The sequence below is a fragment of the Streptomyces vulcanius genome (assembly GCF_042653945.1).
Lineage (GTDB): Bacteria > Actinomycetota > Actinomycetes > Streptomycetales > Streptomycetaceae > Streptomyces > Streptomyces mangrovi.
Window position 1 is genome coordinate 10,679 of the sequence record NZ_JBHSFK010000057.1, and the last position, 20,813, is coordinate 31,491.

Here is a 20,813-nt window from a genome sequence, read left to right on the forward strand (position 1 = left end):
TGACCAGGGACTGCTGCGAAAACAGCCCATATCGCTGCCGACTCGATGCATCATGAATACGTGACACGGGGGACATGGGGGCGCGTCGGATGACCGGTGACACCGGGCCGTTGGACTTCTTCGTCAGTTACTCGCCCGCCGACGAGCGGTGGGCGTCCTGGATCGCCTGGACGCTGGAGGAGGCCGGGTACCGGACCGTCCTTCAGGCCTGGGACTTCGTGCCGGGGACGAACTTCGTGGACTTCATGGACCGGGGGGTGAGCGAGTCCGCGGCCGTCATCGCCGTACTGTCGAGGAACTACGAGCGGTCCCGGTACGGGCGGATGGAGTGGCAGGCCGCCCTGCGCGCCGACCCGGACGCGCCCGAGCGGCGGCTGATCACCGTGCGGGTCCAGGACATCCCGGTGGAAGGGCTGCTCGCCACCATCACCTACGTGGACCTGGTGCCGGTCGCCGATCCGGTCGCAGCCCGCGAGCTGCTCCTCACCCGGGTCCGGCAGGCGCTCGACGGGCGCGCCCGGCCCAGTCTGCGGCCCGACTACCCGGGCGGCAGCGGGCAGCCCGTGCCGCCCCCGCCGCCTCCGGCGCCCGCCGCGCCCTCCGCCGGACGGCCGCTCGGCCGTCCCGGGTGGGCCGGGCGGCGCAGGCCCGCCGCGCCGCCCGGGTATCCGCCGGTCGCCGGAGACCCGGCCGCCCGCGAGGCCGTCACCGTGCTGCAACTGGCCGGGCCCGCCTTCGGGCGGGGACAGGACCCGGCCGAGCTGCAGGCCGCCATCTGGGGGGATCTCGTCGAGCTGACGGACGCGGGCGCGCCCGCGCCCGACCTGCTCGTCGTCACCGGGGACCTCACCGCCTCCGGCAGCCCCCGCGAGTTCGACCAGGCCCTCGCCTTCCTCACCGGGCTGCGCGCCCTGCTCGGCCTCGAACCGCACCGGATCGCCCTCGTCCCCGGCGGCCGTGACGTCAACCAGGCCGCCTGCCGGGCCTACTTCAGCACCTGCGAGGCCGACGAGATGCCGCCCCGGCCGCCCTACTGGCCCAAGTGGCGCCACTTCGCCCGGCTCTTCCAGGAGCTGTACCAGGGGCTCGACGTCGTCTTCGACAGCGATCAGCCGTGGACCCTGTTCCCGGTGCCCGAACTGCACACCGTCGTCGCCGGCCTCAACTCCTCCCTGGCCTACAGCCATCGCCTCGACGACCAGTACGGCATGGTCGGGCCCGAGCAGGCCGCCTGGTTCGCGCAGGCCCTGCGGCCGTACGAGGAGGAGGGCTGGCTCAGGATCGGCGCGCTGCGGCACGCTCCCGGTGCCGCCCGGCCGGGAGCCGCCCCGCGCGGCGCGGCCCAGGACGGCTCCGGGCCGCTGCGCGACACCGAGGTGCTGACCCGGCTCACCGCACCCCGGCTGCATCTGCTGCTGCACGGCCCGGCCGGGTCCGGCGCCCACACCGCGCTCACCACCCCCGCCGGCGAACTCCCCCTGCTCGGAACCGCCCGGCACCAGTTGCTGCGCGTCGGCCGGGACGGACTCGCCAGCTGGCCGCGACCCGGCGAGCCACGGCGCAGCACCCTCGAATGGCGTCGCGCCCACCGCCTGTTCGCCCCCGACGAAGCCCCCGACACCGACACCGGCCCCGGTGGGCCGGCCGCGCCCACCCCGCAGGACGACGACCCCCGCGCCCTACAGTCCCCGGCCGAGTTACTGCTCGCCCGTGTCGCCGAGGTCTGCCGCACCCGGCACGAGGGCGCCCAGCTCCGCCCGGTCGCCGGACCCGTGCCCCAACTCCTCGTCACCTGGACCCAGTCGGGCTTCGTCCGCCAGCAGCGGGTCGCCGTGCACACCGGCACCCCGACCGCGCAGGACGTCGACCGGATCGTGGCCCTCGTGCACGCGGCGGACTCCGAGACCGAGGCGGAACTCGTCCACGACGGCCCGCCGCCCGCCCGCGAGCTGCGCGACCTGGCCCGCCGCCGGGGCGTCCGGGTGCGCAGCTTCACCGAGTTCCAGGGCCTGCTCGACCTGCGCGCCTACGTCGGCGCCCAGAGCGAACGCCTGCGCACCGACCCCCGCTACCCGCCGGGCATGTACCTGCCCCAGCGGTACCGGGAGATCGAGCGCCTCGACGCCGAGGACCGCGACGGCTTGGTCGACGCCATGCTCCGCCTCCTCGACTCCGACCAGGGCCGCTTCCTGCTGCTGCTCGGCGACTTCGGCCACGGCAAGACCTTCGCGCTGCGCGAGCTGGCCCGCCGGATCCCCGCCGAACTCCCGCACCTCGTCCCGCTGCTGGTGGAACTGAACGCACTCGACCGGGCCTACTCCTTCGAGGGGCTGGTCGCCGCCCACCTCGCCGCGCACGGCGTCGACAACATCGACCTGCGCGCCTTCCGCTACATGCTGCAGCAGGGCCGGATCGTGCTGCTCTTCGACGGCTTCGACGAACTCGTCACCCGGGTGACCTACGACCGGGCCGCCGAGCGCCTCCAGGTGCTCCTCGACTCCGCCGTCGACCACGCGAAGATCGTCGTCAGCAGCCGCACCCAGCACTTCCGCTCCCAGGGCCAGGTCCTCACCGCCCTCGGCGAACGCGTCGGGATGCTCCCGCACCGGCGCGTCCTCGCCGTCCAGGAGTTCACCCCGCAGCAGATCCGCGCCTACCTGCTCAACCGCTACGACGGCGACGAACGCGCCGCCGACCGCCGGGTACGCCTCCTGGACGCCATCCCCGACCTGCTCGCCCTGTGCCGCAACCCCCGGCTGCTCGGGTTCGTCGCCGATCTCGACGACGACCAGCTGCGCGCGGTCGCCGGAGCGGGCCGCGCCCTCAGCCCCGCAGGCCTCTACCAGGAGGTACTGACCGCCTGGCTGACCTACGAGCAGCAGCGCGCCGGCGGCGGAGCGGGCCGGGCCCCCGGACTCAGCCTCGACCAGATGTGGAACGCGGTCACCGCGCTCGCCCTGCGGCTGTGGCAGAGCGGCCAGGAGTCGCTGCGGCTCGACGAGCTCACCGATGTCGCCGAGACCCTCGCCGGGCTCGCCGACAGCCGGCTGTCCGTGGGGCAGGCCGCGCACGCCGTCGGCTCCGGGAGTCTGCTGGTGCGCGGCGAGGAGGGCGTGTTCCGGTTCATCCACGGCTCGGTGGTGGAGTGGCTGGTCGCCCGCGAGTGCGCGAGGAGGCTGGCCGAGGACGACACCGCACTGCTGGGCCGGCGGCAGCTCAGCCGGCTCGCCGTGGAGTTCCTGTGCGACCTCGCCGACCACCGCGCCTGCCAGCAGTGGGCCGAACGCGCGCTCACGCGTGAGGGCGAAGAGGCCGCCCACGCCAACGCCGTGAAGATCCTCTCCCGGCTGCGGGTGCCCTCCCACACCGACCTGCGCGGTGCCGCCCTCGCCGGGGAGGACCTCTCCTACCGCGACTTCTCCGGCGTCGACCTCACCCGCGCCGATCTCACCGACGCCCGGCTGATCGGTGCCAACCTCTCCGGCGCGGTCCTGCGCGACGCCCGGCTGACCGGTGCCCGTCTCGACGGCGCCGATCTCACCGGCGCCGATCTGCGCGGCGCCGACCTGCGGCGGGCCCGGCTGATCCGCTCCGACCTGACCGGTGCGCGGGTCGCGGGCGGGCGCTGGCAGCGGGCCGCGCTGATCGCCACGACCACCGGGCCCGGACTGCCCGACGCCCCCGAACTGGCCGCCGCCGCGCTCGCCCCCGGCATGGCCGTCGACTCCGGCTTCCGGCCCTCGGCGGTCGGGGTGCCGTACGGCTTCGACATGCGGACCAGCCGGCTGCCCGAACCCATCTCCTACAGCCCCGACGGCGAACTCCTCGCCGTGGGTGCCGAGGACGGCGGGGTGCTGGTCTGCGACGCCGTCACCGGCACCGCCCTGCGCACGCTCCAGGGCCACACCGACCGGGTCTACGCCGTGAAGTTCCGGGCGCGGGTGCTGGCCACCGGCAGTGCCGACGGGACCGTCCGGCTCTGGGACCCGGTCTCCGGCCGCTGCCGGCACGTGCTGGACGTCCATCCGCGCGGGGTCTGGCCCCTCGCCCTCGACGCGGACGGCTCCCTGCTGGTCACCGGCGACGCGGACGGCGTGATCACCGTCTGGGACACCGCCTCCGGCACCCCGCTGCACCGGCTGCCCGGCCACTCCGCGCCGGTGTACACCGTGGCCTTCGGGCCGGGCAACGCCACCCTCGTCACCGGCGACGCCTCCACCGCCGTACGCCTGTGGGACCTCGCCACCGGGCGGCGGAGCGGCGAACTGCCCGGCCACCGCGGCGCGGTGTACCGGGCCCGGTTCAGCCCGGACGGCCGTCTGCTGGCCACCGGCGACCGGGGCGACGGACAGCGGAACGGAACCATCCGGATCTGGGACCTCGGGAGCCGCGGCCTGCAGCACGAGTTCACCGGGCACTCCGGGCGCGTCTACACCCTCGACTTCCATCCCGGCGGCCGGTACCTGGTCAGCGGGGACACCGAGGGGGAGGTACGGCTGTGGGACCTGGCCACGGGGACCTCCGCCGGACTGCTCGGCGGCTGCCGGGGCGCCGTCTACCAGGTGCTCTTCGACCCGGACGGGACCCTGCTGGCCGCCGGGGACAGCCAGGGCGTGGTCCGGCTCTGGCGCGTCGCCCCCGAGCCGGCGCCGGGGGCCGCCGGGGCCGGAGAGCGGTCCACCGACCCCGTCGCCGCGTCCGGCGGGCCCTCGGCCGGCACGGTCGCCGTGTCGGGGCGGCAGTCCGAGCGCCGTTCCGCCCTGGTCGCCGTGCCGCTCACCCGGCAGCCCTCGGAACACCGCGGCTCGGTCTGGGTGTGCAAGTTCCGTCCGCCCGGCGTCGGCCCCGCCCCCGACACCGGCTCCCTCCTGGTGACCGGCGGCAACGACGGTGTCGTACGCATCTGGGACCCCGCCACCGGCCAGGGCCGGCGCATCCTGCGCGGCCACGGACGGCGGATCTGCACGCTCTCCTTCGACGCCGACTCCTCGATGCTCGCCGCCGGCGGCAACGACGGCGTGATCCGGCTGTGGGACACCGCCACCGGACGTCACCTGCGTGAACTGACCGGCCGCAGCGACCGGCTGGTCTCGGCCGTGTTCAGCCCCGGCGGCCCGCTGCTGGCCACCGCGAGCAGCGACGGCGACATGTACCTGTGGAACGCGGCCACCGGCGAGTACCAGCGCGAGATGGATGTCGAGACCGACCACGTCTGGGCCGAGGCCTTCAGCCCCGACGCCGAACTCCTCGCCACCGCGCAGGACGACGACACCGTGTGCCTCTGGTACAGGGCCACCGGAGCGCACGTCGTCACCATCGGCGAGCACTACGGCCGGGTCCGCTCCATCGCCTTCCGGCCCGACGGCGCGGCCCTCGCCACCGGCTGCGACGACCGCAGGGTGCGGGTGTGGGACCTGGCCGAGCGCCGGGTGACCGCCGTCCTCGACGGCCACACCGACCGGGTGTACGCCGTCACGTTCGCCCCCGACGGATCCTGGCTGGCCAGCGCCTCCTGGGACGGACACGCGGTGATCTGGCGGGACGGGGTGGCCGCGCACCGGCTGACCGGACACACCGGCAAGCTGTGGGCGGCCGCCGCGCACCCCCTGCGCCCGCTGCTCGCGACGGCCGGGGACGACCGGACGGTCCGGCTCTGGGACGCGCGCACCGGTCGCGGGACGGCCGTGCTGAGCGGCCACACGGGCCGGGTCCTCGCGGTCGCCTTCAGCCCGGACGGCGCCCTGCTGGCCAGCGGCGGCGAGGACGGCACGGTCCGGCTGTGGGACGTCCCCGCCGACGGCCCCCCGGCCCCGCGCGCCACCCTCGTCGGCCTGCCCGGCGGCTGGGCCGCGCTGGCGCCGTCCGGCGGCTACAAGTACGAGGGGGACGTCACCGGCGAGTTCTGGCACGCGGTCGGCATGTGCCGGTTCGAGCCGGGGGAACTGGACGGGCATCTGCCGGGGGTACGGAACGTGCCGCTGGAGGAGCCGCTGGCGTGAGGCTCAGCGGGCGCGCACGGTGAACGCCGCCGTGTGCACCGTGCCGCCCGCCTTGAAGTCCAGGAACAGCCGGTAGGTGCCCGCGCTGGGCGTGGTCGCGGCGAAGGAGATGTACGGGCCCGACGTACGGCCCTCCTCGGCCTCGTCGTGCGGATGGACGTGCAGATAGGCGAGGTCGCCGGAGCGCAGCGCGACCAGGTGGCCATAGGCGCCGAGGTAGGGCTGGAGGCTCTGCACCGGTTCGCCCGCCCGGCGGACGGTGAACGTCAGGTCGCTCTCCTCGCCCGCTTCGAGGCTCCCGCCGAGGGTGACGGTGTAGCCGTCGACGCTGGTCGTGGCGGAGGGCGGGGGCGGTGCGGCCGCGGTGTAGCGGCCGGTGACGGTGAGGTCGGAGCCCAGGGTGAGGCCCTCCGCCGCCCCGGCCGGGCGGAAGTCCGCGAAGACGCGGTAGGCGCCGGCGGCCGGGAGGTCGACCTGTGCGCTCCAGGTGCCGTCGGCGGCCCGGGTGGGGTGGAGGTGGCGGAAGGCCGTGAGCTCTCGGGAGGCCAGGATCAGGTGGAGCTTCTTGGTGTGCTCGGTCTCGTACGCGGTGACCGGGTCGCCGTGTGCGTCCCGGACGGTGAAGCGCAGGGTGCCGGCCCGGCCGGCGGGCAGCGTCCGTGTCGCCAGGTCGAGGGTGTAGCCGCCCTCGGAGACCTGGAGTCCGGCCGGGGTGAGGTGTATCGGTTCGGACTCCGCCGAGTGACCCTCCCCGTGGGCGGCGGCGGGCCGGGGTGGCGGCGAGCCCGGCCCGACCGCCGCGCCGATTCCGTAGGCGGCCCCGAAGACCGCGGCGAGCGCGGCGGTGAAGGCGGCGGTCTTCTGGAGGGGGTTCATCGCGGGCTCCCGTTCGCTGCCGGATACCTATGGGGGGTATGCAGCCGATGCTATACCCCTCGGGGGTATCACGCCATGCAGCCCAGCCACACACCCGCACCGGCTACTTGAGCGCGGCCATGATGATCCGGTTGACGACCGGGTTCACGTCCTCGCTCTTCGCGTCCGTGGAGTTGACCGAGTAGACGACGGTCCGGCTGAGGTCGCGGGTGGCGGCGACCGCCGAGTTGTAGCCGTACCGGCCGCCGGACTTGACCCAGTAGACCTTCCCGTCGGCCTCGAACCGCGTGAGTCCCGCGCTGTAGGCGGCGCCCTCGATGCCCGCCGGGACCGTGAACATCTCCTGGAGCTGCGGCTTCGGCACGATCCGGCCCCGGAAGAGCGAGGTGATCAGCCGCTCCAGGTCGGCCGTCGTGGAGATCATGTCCCCGGCCGCGAACCGGTCCGCCATGTTCCACTCGGTGACGTCCACGAACTCCGTCGTCCCGTCGGCCCGCTGCACCGCCTGGTAGCCGAGGTTGTGCGGGCCGAGTATGCGCGGATCGGTGCCCGGGAAGTACGTGTCCCGCATCCCGGCCGGCGCCAGCACCAGCCGGGTGGCCTGGGAGGCGTACGACCGCCCGGTCACCTTCTCGATCAGCAGGCCGAGGAACGTGTAGTTGATGTTGAGGTAGTGCTGCTTCTTCCCGGGGCGGAACTCCGGCTTCTTCGCCCCCGCCGACGCGGCGACCCGCTGCGGGGTGAGCGTCTCGAAGCGGTGGGCGTACAGCTCCGCGAAGCTGTCGCCGAGGCTCACGCCGACCGGGATGCCGCTGGTGTGGTTGAGCAGCTGCCGTACGGTGATCGGCCGGAACTGCTTGCCGAGCAGTCCGGGCAGATAGTGCTGGATGGGCGTGTTCAGGTCTATCCGCCCCTGGGCCGCCAGTCGCAGCACGGCCGCCGCCGTCACCACCTTCGTCGTCGAACCGGCCCGGAAACGGGCGTCCGGGTCCGCCGCCGCGCCGCTCGCCAGGTCGTGCACGCCCGCGCTGCCGCGCCAGGTGCCGTCGGTGCCGCCGACCCGGACGAGGGCGGCGGTCGCGTCGGCGTCGGGGAGGCCGGTCAGCGCGGCGGCGAGGGCCGCCGTGTCGAGCGCGCCCGCCCGTTGGACGGCCGCGGGTGCGGCGAACACGGGGGCGGCCAGCGGCCCGGCCGCCGTGAGGGTGAGGACCAGGGAGGCGGCGACGAGGGTGATGCGGCGACGAGCGCGCATACGAGGGCTCCAGGGATCGAAAGGCCGGATCGGGATCAGGACGATCCTCGCCGTGCGCAGGGGTGTTTTCATCAATCCCCTTGAAAACTGGGGGAGTTGAGAGGGATCCCCCCTAGGGGAGAAAAAGTGTTATCCCTGAGCCGCCGCACGCGTCCCCTCGGGTGTGATCTCCGACATTGCCAACAGCGGGGTCCCGGCTGAGAGGGTGCGGGCATGAGCACGTACGCCGACGCCGGTGCCGAGGCCGGGCGGCACTGGCGCGCCACCATCGCCGCCGCGCAGGCCGGTGACCGGAACGCACTGGACGACCTGGTGGCGGGCTGGCTCCCGCTCGTCTACAACATCGTCGGCCGCGCCCTGAACGGCCACGCCGATGTCGACGACGTCGTCCAGGAGACCATGCTGCGTGCCGTCGACAACCTCGGCTCCCTCCGCGACCCCGACGCCTTCCGCTCCTGGCTGGTGGCCATCGCCATGCGGCAGATCCGCGACCGGGCCCGCCGCCGGACCGACCGCCACCTCGACGAGAGCGCGGCCCACGACGGCACCGCCGACTTCGCCGAACTCACCGTCCTCAGGCTCCAGTTGGAGGGGCAGCGGCGGGAGGTCGCGGAGGCGGCGCGCTGGCTGGACGCGGAGGACCGGCAGCTGCTGTCCCTGTGGTGGCTGGAGGTCGCGGGCGAACTCACCCGCCGGGAGCTGGCCGCGGCCGTCGGCATCAGCAGACAGCACGCCGCCGTGCGCGTCCAGCGGCTGAAGGAGCGGCTGGAGGTCTCCCGGGGCATCGTGCGCGCCCTCGACGGCGCCTGCCCCGACCTGCGCGATCTGACCGCCGCCCGCTGGGACGGCCGCCCCGACTCCGTCTGGCGCAAGCGGCTGGCCCGGCACATCCGGGGCTGCGGCTACTGCGGCGACACCCCCGAGTCGGTCGTCCCGGCGGAACGGCTGCTCGTCGGCATCGCGCTCGTACCCGTCCCGGTCGGCTTCACCCTCGCCCTCGGCCTCGGCGGCAAGACGGCCGTGGCCGCGGTGGGCACCACCTCCGTGGGCTGGTCCGCGAAGGTGCTCGGCGCGCTGACCAAGCCCGCCGTCGCGGTGACGGCGGGGGCCACCCTCGTGGCGGGCGGCGCCTACGTCGCCGTACGCCCGCCCGAGCGTCCGCAGCCGCGTGCGGTGATCACTCCGACGGCGGCGGCGAGCACGACCCTGCGGCCATCGACGCCTTCACCGTCTGCGTCTGCGTCCGGGTCCCCGTCCCCCTCCCCGTCCGAGACCGTGCGGAAGACGGCCGAGTACGGCAGTGTCGTCGACGCCGTCGACACGGCGCCGGATCCCGGCACCCCGCCCGCCGCGCTTCCGCACCGGCCCGCGTCCGGGATCACCAGCACCGGCGGCGCGCACGCCGTGATGAACCACCGCGGGGACGCCGTGACGCTCAATGGGCAGGGCTATGCCCTCGTGCGCTGGCAGATCTCGCCGCAGTACCGGGCCGGCAGCCTGGTCATGCCGTCCTGGACCGGTCTGAAGGGCAAGCTCTTCCATGTGGCCTCGGGCGGCGGACGCCGGATGGACGACCCGGTGAGCGCCACCGACAGCACCGCCACCGGCATGGGCAGCGCGGCCACCGGGTACGCCCTCCCGCCGTCCGGCACCCAGCAGATGTGGCAGAACGAGTACTTCTACGTCGACGGCACCGTCACCCTCACCGTGAACGAGCGGGGCGCCGACTACGGCGTGAGCGTCTTCCCGACCACCTGGGACGCCGTCGAGCAGGACGTCACCACCGGCCCCGCCCAGGGCGCCGGGCGCTACGGCCTGGTCCGCGACACCGGCGGCGACGACACCCCGGTCCCGCAGTACGTCACCCGCGAGAGCCCGGCCGACCCGGCGACGGTGCCCCAGAGCTCACGCGTCTAGCGTGTCGCGCACGGCGCAGAGGACGTCGATGCGGTTGGTGGTGATCGAGTCGACGCCCAGGGCGGCGAGCCGGCGCATGGCGCGGCGGGTGTCGGGGGTCCACACGGACAGGAGATGGCCGCCGCGGTGGACACGGGCGGCGAGCTCCCGGTCCACCAGGGAGAAGCGGTAGTTCAGCCAGCGCGGCTTCACCGCGTCGAGCAGGACCGGGCGCGGAGGCGCCAGGCTGGTGCGGGTCAGGGCGATCTCGGCCGACGGGTCGGCCGCGCGGACGGCGAGCATCTCCTCGGCGCCCGCGCAGTAGTAGGCGCGGTCGGCCGCCCCCGCCTCCCGTACGGCGTCCACCACCCGGCGCGCGGCCCGCACGTCCGAGATCCCCGGCAGGTCCACCATCACCCGGCTGCCCCCGGTCGCCGCGAGGGCCTCCGCGAGCGTCGGCACGCCGCCCGCCGTGAGCCCGCGCACCTCGGCCGCCGACAGCGACCGCAGTGGCCGGTCCAGCTCCCACAGCCGCTTCAGCGTCGCGTCGTGCAGCAGCACGGGCACACCGTCCCTGGTGAGCCGTACGTCGAACTCGACGGCGTCCGCACCCCGGTCGAGCGCGGAACGCAGCGAGCCGAGGGTGTTCTCACGGAAGCGGTAGGGGTCGCCGCGATGGGCCACGGCGGTCAGCGTCTGCATGGGCTCATTGTGTCCGGGTCAGGCACTGAGCCATGCGGCGGTGTACGTGTCGATCTCGTCGCGGATCCGGCCCTTGCCCGCCTCGTCCAGGAAGGACGCCTCGACCGCGTTCTTCGCCAGGTCCGCCAGGCCGCGCTCGTCGAGGCCGAGCAGGCGGGCGGTGACCGCGTACTCGTTGTTGAGGTCGGTGCCGAACATCGGGGGGTCGTCCGAGTTGATCGTGACCAGCACACCGGCCTTCACGAACTCCCTGACCGGGTGCTCGTCGAGGGTGCGCACCGCGCGCGTGGCGATGTTGGAGGTCGGGCACACCTCCAGCGCGATCCGCCGCTCCGCGAGGTGCGCGAGGAGCTTCTCGTCCCGCGCCGAGCCGGTGCCGTGTCCGATGCGCTCGGCGCGCAGGTGGGTCAGCGCGTCCCAGACCGTCTCCGGGCCTGTCGTCTCGCCCGCGTGCGGGACGGACCGCAGCCCGGCGGCGATCGCCCGGTCGAAGTACGGCTTGAACTGCGGACGCGGTACGCCGATCTCGGGACCGCCGAGCCCGAAGGAGACCAGCCCCTCGGGGCGCACCCGGTCCTCGGTCGCGAGCCGCGTGGTCTCCTCGGCGGCCTCGAGACCGGCCTCGCCGGGTATGTCGAAGCACCACCGCAGCACGGTCCCGAACTCCGCCTCGGCCGCCTTGCGCGCGTCCTCGATCGCGTCCATGAACGCCAGTTCGTCGATGCCGCGCCTCGTCGAGGAGAACGGGGTGATCGTCAGCTCCGCGTACCGCACCTGCTGCCGGGCCAGGTCCCGGGCCACCTCGTACGTCAGCAGCCGGACGTCCTCCGGGGTGCGGATGAGGTCCACGACGGACAGGTACACCTCGATGAAGTGGGCGAAGTCCGTGAACGTGAAGTAGTCGGCCAGGGCCTCGGGGTCGGTGGGGACCGTGGAGTCGGGGTGCCGGGCGGCGAGCTCGGAGACGATCCGCGGGGAGGCGGAGCCGACGTGGTGGACGTGCAGTTCGGCCTTGGGCAGTCCGGCGATGAAGGCGTTCAGTTCGGTCAAGGGGTCCTCCCCGGGACGGCGTCCCCTGCCGTGCTCGGGCGGACGGGGCGCGGGTGATCGGCTGATCGGTGGGTCAGGATCATCGTAGGCGAGCGCCCCTCACCGCCGTCCCGGGCCGTAGCATGACGCAACGAACGAGGACGGAATGTTCGACTAGGGGGTCCCCTGCATGTCCGACGACGCACCGAATCCGACCGGTGACGCCGGCCGCGATGTCTGGCCCGAGCCCGCGCCCGCTTCGGACGAGGACGCGGTGACCCAGGTGCCGTTGGACAAGGGCGGCGACCTCAACCCCTGGGCCGCGCCGGGCGACGCCGAGCAGTCCGGTCCGGGCCACACCGTCGTCTCCGGGGAGCCGGTGAGCCCGGCCGCCCGGGCCACCCCGCAGGACCAGGTCCCGCAGGACCAGGCTCCGCCTCCCTCCGTCCACGACCAGCGCACCGTCGTCTCCCTGCCCGACGCGTCGTCGCCGCCCGCCGACAGCACCCCGCCGGCCTGGGCGAGCCCCTTCGCGCCGCCGGTGAACGGTGCCCTCGGCTCCTACCCGCCGCCGAACCCCGCGACCGCCGCCGGTGGTCCGCCGCCCCCGAACCCCTTCGCGCCCCCGGCCGTCCACCAGACCGGCCCGGTTCCGCCGCCGCCCATCTCCCCGGACGGCCCCGGCCAGGTCCCCTACGGCTACCCCGGCGGCTACGGCTACCCCGCCCACCCGCAGGTCCCGTACGGCTGGCCCGGCGCGCCGCGCGTGGAGCAGAACGGGATGGGGATCACCTCCATGGTGCTCGGGATCGTCTCGGCCGTCGGCTTCTGCCTGTGGCCGCTGGCGATCGTCCTCGGCATCCTGGCGGTCGTCTTCGGCGTGATCGGCCGCAAGAAGGCCAAGCGGGGCGAGGCGAGCAACCCCGGACAGGCCCTGGCGGGCATCATCTGCGGCGCCGCGGGGTTCGCCCTCGGCGCCGGACTGATCTCCCTGATCGCCTTCCTGCCGTCCTAGACCACGGACCCTCGGGGCGGCCCTAGGAAACGACCTGGGTGCCGTCCTCACGGAGGTGCCGGCGCGCCTCCATCAGCGCGAATCCCAGCAGATTCGCCCCGCGCCACCGCTCGGGGTCCTGCGCCGCCTCGTCGTTCGCCGTGAGGCCGATGCCCCATATGCGGTCCATGGGGCTCGCCTCCACCAGAACGCGCTCGCCCGTGTTGAGCAGGAACGCGCTCAGCTCCGGGTCCGAGCGGAACTTGTGGATGCTGCCCTCGACGACGATCCGGAACCGCTCCCGCTGCCACGTGTCGTCGTCGAAGCCACGGACCAGCCGCCCCGCCTTCTTCGCCTGGGAGGGGTGTCCGGCGGCCAGCGCCCGCTTCTCCGCCTCCGGGTCGCCGAAGAGACGGGCCTTCTCCGCCATCATCCAGTGCTCGGCCGTCGCGTAGGTGACGCCCCCGACCACGAACGGTGACGGCCACCACTGGCTCAGACAGCTCGCGCCCACCCGCCCGTCCGGCAGCGGCCTGTGCCCCCAGAAGTGCAGATACCTGACCGACACCCCCGCCCGAACGGCCCTGACCAGGGTGTCCAACGAATCGATCTTCTCCATGCACGCCAGCATGGCAGGCACCACTGACAATCCGTCCTGCCTTTACCGCCGTTCCTCGACACCTGGTCGACAGATTCCGTCGCGTAACCAAAAGGCAACAACGGAATCACTTGTTGGTGTGCCTTTGCTCTGTCAGGATCGGCACTCAAATCAGGTCGAAGCTACGCCACCCACCCCCACGAGCAGGGGGCGAAGGCGGAGGAGAGCGACATGCAGGACCGGTTCCCCGCACAGGAACGTTTCGCGGACGGCGCCCAGTACATCGAGGGCCGCCTCACCCGGGGCACCTCGGGCCGTACCCATGCCGTCGTCGACCCGGCCACCGGCGAAGAGGTGTACACCTACGAGCTGGCGTCCACCGCCGACGTGGACGCGGCCGTCGCCGCCGCCCGCGCCGCCTTCCCGGCCTGGGCCGGCGCCACGCCCGCCGAGCGCTCGGACGCCCTGCACCGCTTCGCCGCCGTCCTCGCCGACCGTGCCGGGGAGTTCGCCCGTGCCGAGTCGCTGCAGTGCGGCAAGCCGCTGAAGCTGACCCGCGAGTTCGACGTCCCGGGGACGATCGACAACACCGCGTTCTTCGCGGGCGCCGCCCGCCACCTCGCCGGGCAGTCCGCGGGGGAGTACTCCGGCGACCACACCTCCTATGTGCGTCGCGAGCCCATCGGCGTCGTCGGCTCCATCGCCCCCTGGAACTACCCGCTCCAGATGGCCGCCTGGAAGATCCTCCCGGCGATCGCCGCGGGCAACACGATCGTCCTGAAGCCCGCCGAGCTCACCCCGCTCACCTCGCTGCTCTTCGCGCAGGCGGCTACCGGGGCGGGCCTCCCCGACGGTGTCGTCAACATCGTCACCGGCACCGGGAGGGAGGCGGGTGAGCATCTCGTCGGTCACCCGGACGTCGTCATGACCTCCTTCACCGGCTCCACCGCCGTCGGCAGGCGCGTCGCCGAGATCGCCACCGCCACCGTCAAGCGCCTGCACCTGGAGCTCGGCGGCAAGGCGCCCTTCGTGGTCTTCGACGACGCCGATCTCGACGCCGCCGTCAACGGCGCCGTCGCGGGCGCGCTGATCAACACCGGTCAGGACTGCACGGCCGCCACGCGCGCGTACGTGCAGCGACCTCTGTACGAGGCGTTCGTCGAGCGCACCGCCGCCCTCATGGAGACCGTCCGGGTCGGCGACCCCTTCGCCGCCGGTACCGACCTCGGCCCGCTGATCTCGCACGCCCAGCGCGACCGGGTCGCCGCCTTCGTCGACCGGGCGCGCGGCTACGCGCGCGTGGTGACCGGCGGCGAGGCGCCGCAGGGGGACCTGAAGAAGGGCGCGTACTACCTGCCCACCCTGATCGCGGACGCGGCCCAGGACAGCGAGGCCGTCCAGTCCGAGATCTTCGGCCCGGTCCTGGTCGTCCTGCCCTTCGACAGCGACGACGAAGGGCTGCGGCTCGCCAACGACACCCCCTACGGTCTCGCCGCCTCCGCCTGGACGCGGGACGTCTTCCGGGCCAACCGGGCGACCCGCGAGATCGGGGCCGGGTGCGTGTGGATCAACGACCACATCCCGATCATCAGCGAGATGCCCCACGGGGGTTACAAGGCCTCCGGCTTCGGCAAGGACATGTCGGCGTACTCGTTCGAGGAGTACACCCAGATCAAGCACGTTATGTTCGATAACACGGCGGTTGTCCGGAAGCCCTGGCACCGCACCGTCTTCGGGGACGCGTAAGCGACGACAGCGAAGGGCAGCACGCGCATGGAGCACCAAGAGCCCGAACGCCTGTCCCCGGCCCAACTGGCCGCGATCAGGCGCAGCTTCCGCAGCGGCAGGGCCGCCATGACCCGCAGGTCGCTGCTGCGCGCCTCCGCGGGCGGCGCGCTCACCGTGGGCGGCCTCGGGGCGCTGAGCGCCTGCGGGATCCCCGCGGCAGGCCAGGCCAAGGGCGGCACGTCCGCCGAGGACCACTCGGCCAAGGAGAAGACCGTCGACTTCTCCAACTGGACCGAGTACATGGACGTCGACGACAGCGGCAAGCGCCACCCCACCCTCGACGCCTTCACCAAACGCACCGGCATCAAGGTCAAGTACACCGAGGACATCAACGACAACAGCGAGTTCTTCGCCAAGATCAAGCCGCAGCTCGCCGCGGGCCAGGACACCGGCCGCGACATCATCGTGCTCACCGACTGGATGGCCGCCCGTCTCATCCGCCTGGGCTGGGTCCAGAAACTGGACGCGTCCAACCTGCCGCACGCCTACGCCAACCTCTCGGAGCAGTTCCGCAGCCCCGACTGGGACCCTGGCCGGGCGTACTCGTATCCCTGGCAGGGCATCTCCACGGTCATCGCCTACAACAAGAAGGCGCTCGACGGCGTCGAGGTGAAGTCGGTCTCCGACCTCCTCGACAACCCCAGGCTCAAGGGCCGCGTCGGCTTCCTCACCGAGATGCGCGACAGCATCGGCATGACCCTGCTCGACATGGGCAAGGACCCGGCGAACTTCACCGACGACGACTACGACGCCGCGATCGCCCGCCTCCAGAAGGGCGTCGACAACGGCCAGATCCGCCGCTTCACCGGCAACGACTACACGTCCGACATCACCAGCGGCGACTTCGCGGCCTGTATCGCCTGGGCCGGCGACGTCGTACAGCTGAAGGCGGACAGCCCCGACGTCGACTTCGTCATCCCGGACTCCGGCTACATGACGTCCAGCGACAACATGCTGGTCCCCAACAAGGCCCGGCACAAGACGAACGCCGAACGGCTCATGGACTACTACTACGAGCCCGAACCGGCGGCCGAACTCGCCGCGTACATCAACTACGTCTGTCCCGTCGACGGGGTGCAGGCGGCGCTGGCGAAGATCGACAAGGACGCGGCGGACAACCCGCTGATCATCCCCGACAAGGCCATGCAGGCGAAGTCCCACGCCTTCCGCTCGCTGAGCACGAAGGAAGAGACGGCCTACGAGGCGAAGTTCGCGAAGCTGACTGGGGCGTGACGACGATGAAGACCACCGACAGCGGCAGCGGCGACGTTCGCCTCACCGGGATCAGCAAGACCTACGGCTCCTTCACCGCCGTGCAGCCGCTCGACCTGACCGTCCCACAGGGCTCGTTCTTCGCCCTGCTCGGCGCCTCCGGCTGCGGCAAGACCACCACCCTGCGCATGATCGCCGGTCTGGAGGAACCTTCCTCCGGCACCGTCCACCTCGGCGACCAGGACGTCACCGCCCTGCCGCCCTACAAGCGCCCGGTGAACACCGTCTTCCAGTCCTACGCCCTCTTCCCGCACCTCGACATCTTCGAGAACGTCGCCTTCGGCCTGCGCCGACGCGGCATCAGGAGTGTGAAGAAGCAGGTCGAGGACATGCTGGAGCTGGTCCAGCTCGGCGAGCAGGCCCGTAAGAAGCCGCACCAGCTCTCCGGCGGCCAGCAGCAGCGCGTCGCCGTCGCCCGCGCGCTGATCAACACCCCCAAGGTGCTCCTGCTCGACGAGCCCCTCGGCGCCCTCGACCTCAAGCTGCGCCGCCAGATGCAGCTGGAGCTCAAGCGCATCCAGACCGAGGTCGGCATCACCTTCGTGCACGTCACGCACGACCAGGAGGAGGCCATGACGATGGCCGACACGGTCGCCGTGATGAGCGCGGGACGCGTCGAGCAGCTCGGCTCCCCGGCCGACCTGTACGAGAACCCGCAGACCACGTTCGTCGCCAACTTCCTCGGCACCTCCAACCTCATCGAGGCCGAGGTCGACACCAAGAGCGGCGACGACATCGTGCTGAAGGCGGGTGGCGGCAAGCTGGTCCTGCCCGAGGCGCGATGTTCCGCGCCCACGGCCGCCGGCGGCAAGGTGCTGGTCGGCGTCCGCCCGGAGAAGATCTCCCTGGTCCACGCCGACGCCGCCGGCGAGATCCCCGAGAACCGCAACCGGATCACCGGGAAGATCGCCGACTCGTCGTTCATCGGCGTCTCCACGCAGTACGTCATCGACAGCGCGGTCTGCCCCGAGTTCGAGGTCTACGTACAGAACGTCGACCGGGACACCCGGCTGGTCCCCGGCGCCGACGTCGTCCTGCACTGGGCGCCCGCCCACACCTTCGGCCTCGACGCCGCGCAGGACATCGACGCCGGCATCGACGAACAGGTGGCGCTCTGATGGCCACGCTCACCGAGGCGCCCCCGCCGCTGACCCCGGCCGCGCCCGAGAAGAAGCCACCGCGCAGACGCGGGCGCATGACGCCGTACTGGCTGCTGCTGCCCGGACTGCTCTGGCTGATCGTGTTCTTCGCGCTGCCGCTGATCTACCAGGCCTCCACGTCCGTGCAGACGGGCTCCCTGGAGGAGGGCTACAAGGTCACCTGGCACTTCGCGACCTACTGGGACGCGCTGAGCGAGTACTGGCCGCAGTTCTTCCGCTCGGTCCTCTACGCCGCCGCCGCGACGATCCTCTGCCTGATCCTGGGCTATCCGCTGGCCTACGTGATCGCCTTCCGCGCCGGGCGCTGGCGGAACCTGATCATGATCCTGGTGATCGCGCCGTTCTTCACCAGCTTCCTGATCCGCACCCTCGCCTGGAAGACGATCCTCGCGGACAGCGGCCCGGTCGTCGAAGTCCTCAACACCCTGCACGTCCTGGACGTCACCAACTGGCTCGGCTGGACCGCCGGCGACCGTGTCCTCGCCACCCCACTGGCGGTGGTCTGCGGTCTGACGTACAACTTCCTGCCGTTCATGGTCCTGCCGCTCTACACCTCGCTGGAACGCATCGACGGACGGCTGCACGAGGCGGCCGGCGATCTGTACGCCAAGCCGATCACCACCTTCCGCAAGGTCACCTTCCCGCTGTCGATGCCCGGCGTCGTCTCCGGGACGCTGCTGACCTTCATCCCGGCGGCCGGCGACTACGTCAACGCCGAACTCCTCGGCTCGACCGACACCCGCATGATCGGAAACGTCATCCAGACACAGTTCCTGCGCGTACTGGACTATCCGACGGCGGCGGCGCTCTCCTTCATCCTCATGGCCGCCATTCTGCTCATGGTCACCTTCTACATCCGCAGGTCCGGGACGGAGGAGCTGGTCTAAATGCCCGTCGTGATGTCTTTCGTCAAATGGTTCAGACGCAATCTCGTCGTCATCGCGGGACTTCTCACCCTCGGCTATCTGCTGCTGCCCAACGTCGTCGTCACGGTGTTCTCCTTCAACAAACCGAAGGGCCGCTTCAACTACGAATGGCAGCAGTTCTCCACGGACGCCTGGAAGGACCCGTGCGGAGTCGCCGGAATGTGCGGCTCGCTCTCGCTCAGCCTCCAGATCGCGATCTGGGCGACCATCGGCGCGACCCTGCTGGGCACGATGATCGCCTTCGCCCTGGTCCGCTACCGCTTCCGCGCGCGGGGCTCGGTCAACTCGCTGATCTTCCTGCCGATGGCGATGCCCGAGGTCGTCATGGCCGCCTCGCTGCTCACCCTGTTCCTCAACCTGGGTGCACAGTTGGGTTTCTGGACGATCCTCATCGCGCACATCATGTTCTGCCTCAGCTTCGTCGTGACGGCCGTCAAGGCGCGCGTCATGTCGATGGACCCGCGCCTGGAACAGGCCGCCCAGGACCTCTACGCCGGACCGGCGCAGACCTTCCTGCGCGTCACCCTGCCCATCGCGGCCCCCGGAATCGCCGCGGGCGCGCTGCTCGCCTTCGCGCTCTCCTTCGACGATTTCATCATCACCAATTTCAACGCGGGTTCGACCGTCACCTTCCCCATGTTCGTCTGGGGTTCGGCACAGCGCGGCACTCCCGTGCAGATCAACGTCATCGGAACGGCCATGTTCCTGGTCGCCGTCCTGCTCGTCCTGATGTCGATGGTCATCGGCAACCGCCGTAACCGACAAAAAGCGTAGGGAGTTGAAATCATGGCCCCAAGCGCCATGAGCCGTTGGACAAAGGCACTTTCCGAAGCCCAGCCGGTCCCGTACTGGCTGGAGGACCCCGGCAAGCCCCGCCCCGAGCCCGCGCTCACCGGCGCCGAGACCTGTGACCTGCTGGTCGTCGGCGGCGGCTACAGCGGACTGTGGACCGCGCTCGTCGCCAAGGAGCGCGAACCGCAGCGGGACGTGCTGCTGCTTGAGGGCCGCGAGGTGGGCTGGGCCGCCTCGGGCCGCAACGGAGGCTTCTGCGCGGCCTCCCTCACCCACGGGCTGCCCAACGGTCTGGCCCGCTGGCCCGACGAGATCCACACCCTCCAGGAGCTGGGCCACCGCAATCTCGACGAGATCGAGGCGGCGATCGCCCGGCACGGCATCGACTGCGACTTCGAACGCACCGGCGAGATCGACGTCGCCACCGAGACCTACCAGGCGTGGGAACTGCGCGACTGGTACGAGGAACTCGACCGCAGGGGCCTCGCCGACGGCGTCGAGTTCCTCGACACCGACGCCGTCCGCGAACAGGTCGCCTCGCCCACCTTCGAGGCCGGCCTGTACGACCGCCGGGGGGTGGCCATGCTCCACCCCGCCAAGCTGGCCTGGGGCCTGAAGCAGGCGTGCGTGCGGCTCGGCGTCCGGGTGTACGAGCACACGCCCGCCCTGGACCTGAAGCCGTACGGCGCCGGGATGGCCGTACGCACGCCCTACGGGCAGGTCCGCGCCCGCCAGGTCGCGCTCGGCACGAACATCTTCCCCAGCCTGGTCAGACGCGTGCGGGCGTACACCGTCCCGGTCTACGACTACGCGCTGATGACCGAGCCGCTCGGCGCCGAACAGCTCGGCGCGATCGGCTGGAAGAACCGCCAGGGCCTGGGCGACTCCGCCAACCAGTTCCACTACTTCCGGCTGTCCGCCGACAACCGGATCCTGTGGGGCGGCTACGACGCGGTCTACCCGTACGGCGGCCGGGTCCGGGCCGAGTACGACGACCGGCCCGAGACCTACGCCAAACTCGCCGGGCACTTCTTCACCTGCTTCCCGCAGCTGGAGGGCGTCCGCTTCACGCACGCGTGGGGCGGCGCGATCGACACCTGCTCGCGCTTCTCGGCGTTCTTCGGCACCGCCCACCAAGGGAAGGTCGCCTACGCGGCCGGGTACACCGGTCTGGGCGTCGGGGCCACCCGGTTCGGCGCCGAGGTGATGCTGGACCTCCTCGCGGGGGAGAGCACCGAGCGGACCCGGCTGGAAATGGTCCGCAGGAAGCCGCTTCCCTTCCCGCCGGAGCCGTTCGCCTGGACCGGGATCGCGCTCACCAAGTGGTCGCTGGCCCGCGCGGACGCGCACGGCGGCCGGCGCAACCTCTGGCTGAGGACGATGGACCGACTGGGACTGGGTTTCGACAGCTGAGGGCTGCCGGCGGCGGGTGAGCCGGGTCACTCCAACGAGGCGTCCGAACCCGCGTAATGCTCGCCCCCGACCTCCCTCTCCCCCGTGACGCGACGACCGCGTCCACGAGAGAGGGA

At 72.2% G+C, this 20,813-nt stretch carries 14 protein-coding genes; 9 read left to right on the plus strand and 5 right to left on the minus strand.

Annotated elements, in window-relative coordinates; translation table 11 throughout:
* Positions 1-89: 89 nt before the first annotated feature.
* Complete coding sequence (locus tag ACFPIH_RS50260) at positions 90-5,999, plus strand: WD40 domain-containing protein (RefSeq protein WP_381186126.1); 5,910 nt, start codon at positions 90-92, stop codon at positions 5,997-5,999.
* A 3-nt stretch (positions 6,000-6,002) separates the two neighbouring features.
* Here ACFPIH_RS50260 and ACFPIH_RS50265 read toward each other — a convergent pair whose 3' ends face one another.
* Positions 6,003-6,875, minus strand: a complete 873-nt coding sequence (locus ACFPIH_RS50265) for a hypothetical protein (RefSeq protein ID WP_381186128.1) — start codon at positions 6,873-6,875, stop codon at positions 6,003-6,005.
* Positions 6,876-6,978: 103 nt separating this feature from the next.
* The gene (locus ACFPIH_RS50270) at positions 6,979-8,127 is read right to left on the minus strand and encodes a serine hydrolase domain-containing protein (protein ID WP_381186131.1); all 1,149 of its coding nucleotides are present in this window, start codon (positions 8,125-8,127) and stop codon (positions 6,979-6,981) included.
* Positions 8,128-8,340: 213 nt separating this feature from the next.
* Here ACFPIH_RS50270 and ACFPIH_RS50275 point away from each other — a divergent pair, with 213 nt between their 5' ends.
* Entirely contained in the window at positions 8,341-10,044 is a 1,704-nt protein-coding gene (locus tag ACFPIH_RS50275; protein ID WP_381186134.1) for an RNA polymerase sigma factor, read from the plus strand.
* Here ACFPIH_RS50275 and ACFPIH_RS50280 read toward each other — a convergent pair.
* Both ACFPIH_RS50280 and ACFPIH_RS50285 read right to left on the minus strand, forming a co-directional pair.
* Complete coding sequence (locus tag ACFPIH_RS50280; RefSeq protein WP_381186136.1) at positions 10,033-10,725, minus strand: glycerophosphodiester phosphodiesterase; 693 nt, start codon at positions 10,723-10,725, stop codon at positions 10,033-10,035. The genes ACFPIH_RS50275 and ACFPIH_RS50280 overlap by 12 nt on opposite strands.
* Positions 10,726-10,743: 18 nt before the next feature.
* On the minus strand, positions 10,744-11,841 hold the full coding sequence (locus tag ACFPIH_RS50285) for an adenosine deaminase (RefSeq protein WP_381186236.1): 1,098 nt from the start codon (positions 11,839-11,841) through the stop codon (positions 10,744-10,746).
* 103 nt (positions 11,842-11,944) lie between these two features.
* Between ACFPIH_RS50285 and ACFPIH_RS50290 the strand changes: the two genes are divergently transcribed.
* A complete protein-coding gene (locus tag ACFPIH_RS50290; protein WP_381186139.1) occupies positions 11,945-12,769 on the plus strand; it encodes a DUF4190 domain-containing protein in 825 nt (274 codons plus the stop codon).
* Positions 12,770-12,791: 22 nt separating this feature from the next.
* On the opposite strand, the gene ACFPIH_RS50295 is transcribed toward ACFPIH_RS50290, so the two are convergent.
* On the minus strand, positions 12,792-13,367 hold the full coding sequence (locus ACFPIH_RS50295) for an NADAR family protein (protein WP_381186142.1): 576 nt from the start codon (positions 13,365-13,367) through the stop codon (positions 12,792-12,794).
* A gap of 210 nt (positions 13,368-13,577) precedes the next feature.
* Between ACFPIH_RS50295 and ACFPIH_RS50300 the strand changes: the two genes are divergently transcribed.
* The 6 genes from ACFPIH_RS50300 to ACFPIH_RS50325 are packed head-to-tail and all read left to right on the plus strand — an operon-like array spanning position 13,578 to position 20,697.
* A complete protein-coding gene (locus tag ACFPIH_RS50300) occupies positions 13,578-15,092 on the plus strand; it encodes a gamma-aminobutyraldehyde dehydrogenase (protein WP_381186144.1) in 1,515 nt (504 codons plus the stop codon).
* A gap of 27 nt (positions 15,093-15,119) precedes the next feature.
* Positions 15,120-16,367 carry an ABC transporter substrate-binding protein gene (locus ACFPIH_RS50305; protein WP_381186147.1) on the plus strand — a complete coding sequence of 416 codons (1,248 nt, stop codon included), beginning with the start codon at positions 15,120-15,122 and terminating at the stop codon, positions 16,365-16,367.
* Positions 16,364-17,524 (plus strand): ABC transporter ATP-binding protein, encoded by a 1,161-nt coding sequence (locus ACFPIH_RS50310; RefSeq protein WP_381186150.1) that lies wholly within the window; start codon positions 16,364-16,366, stop codon positions 17,522-17,524. Before ACFPIH_RS50305 ends, ACFPIH_RS50310 begins: the two co-directional genes overlap by 4 nt.
* Positions 17,524-18,453, plus strand: coding sequence for an ABC transporter permease (locus ACFPIH_RS50315; RefSeq protein WP_381186153.1), 930 nt, complete (start codon positions 17,524-17,526; stop codon positions 18,451-18,453). Before ACFPIH_RS50310 ends, ACFPIH_RS50315 begins: the two co-directional genes overlap by 1 nt.
* A gap of 12 nt (positions 18,454-18,465) precedes the next feature.
* Positions 18,466-19,266, plus strand: a complete 801-nt coding sequence (locus ACFPIH_RS50320; protein ID WP_381186239.1) for an ABC transporter permease — start codon at positions 18,466-18,468, stop codon at positions 19,264-19,266.
* A gap of 12 nt (positions 19,267-19,278) precedes the next feature.
* Complete coding sequence (locus ACFPIH_RS50325) at positions 19,279-20,697, plus strand: NAD(P)/FAD-dependent oxidoreductase (RefSeq protein WP_381186155.1); 1,419 nt, start codon at positions 19,279-19,281, stop codon at positions 20,695-20,697.
* The last annotated feature ends 116 nt before the right edge of the window (positions 20,698-20,813 follow it).

What these genes read in the sequence shown, in the direction of transcription:
- ACFPIH_RS50260 (WP_381186126.1), top strand. Translation starts at nt 90, where the DNA reads ATGACCGGTGACACCGGGCCGTTGGACTTCTTCGTCAGTTACTCGCCC.
- ACFPIH_RS50265 (WP_381186128.1), bottom strand. Translation starts at nt 6,875, where the DNA reads ATGAACCCCCTCCAGAAGACCGCCGCCTTCACCGCCGCGCTCGCCGCG.
- ACFPIH_RS50270 (WP_381186131.1), bottom strand. Translation starts at nt 8,127, where the DNA reads ATGCGCGCTCGTCGCCGCATCACCCTCGTCGCCGCCTCCCTGGTCCTC.
- ACFPIH_RS50275 (WP_381186134.1), top strand. Translation starts at nt 8,341, where the DNA reads ATGAGCACGTACGCCGACGCCGGTGCCGAGGCCGGGCGGCACTGGCGC.
- ACFPIH_RS50280 (WP_381186136.1), bottom strand. Translation starts at nt 10,725, where the DNA reads ATGCAGACGCTGACCGCCGTGGCCCATCGCGGCGACCCCTACCGCTTC.
- ACFPIH_RS50290 (WP_381186139.1), top strand. Translation starts at nt 11,945, where the DNA reads ATGTCCGACGACGCACCGAATCCGACCGGTGACGCCGGCCGCGATGTC.
- ACFPIH_RS50295 (WP_381186142.1), bottom strand. Translation starts at nt 13,367, where the DNA reads ATGGAGAAGATCGATTCGTTGGACACCCTGGTCAGGGCCGTTCGGGCG.
- ACFPIH_RS50300 (WP_381186144.1), top strand. Translation starts at nt 13,578, where the DNA reads ATGCAGGACCGGTTCCCCGCACAGGAACGTTTCGCGGACGGCGCCCAG.
- ACFPIH_RS50305 (WP_381186147.1), top strand. Translation starts at nt 15,120, where the DNA reads ATGGAGCACCAAGAGCCCGAACGCCTGTCCCCGGCCCAACTGGCCGCG.
- ACFPIH_RS50315 (WP_381186153.1), top strand. Translation starts at nt 17,524, where the DNA reads ATGGCCACGCTCACCGAGGCGCCCCCGCCGCTGACCCCGGCCGCGCCC.
- ACFPIH_RS50320 (WP_381186239.1), top strand. Translation starts at nt 18,466, where the DNA reads ATGTCTTTCGTCAAATGGTTCAGACGCAATCTCGTCGTCATCGCGGGA.
- ACFPIH_RS50325 (WP_381186155.1), top strand. Translation starts at nt 19,279, where the DNA reads ATGGCCCCAAGCGCCATGAGCCGTTGGACAAAGGCACTTTCCGAAGCC.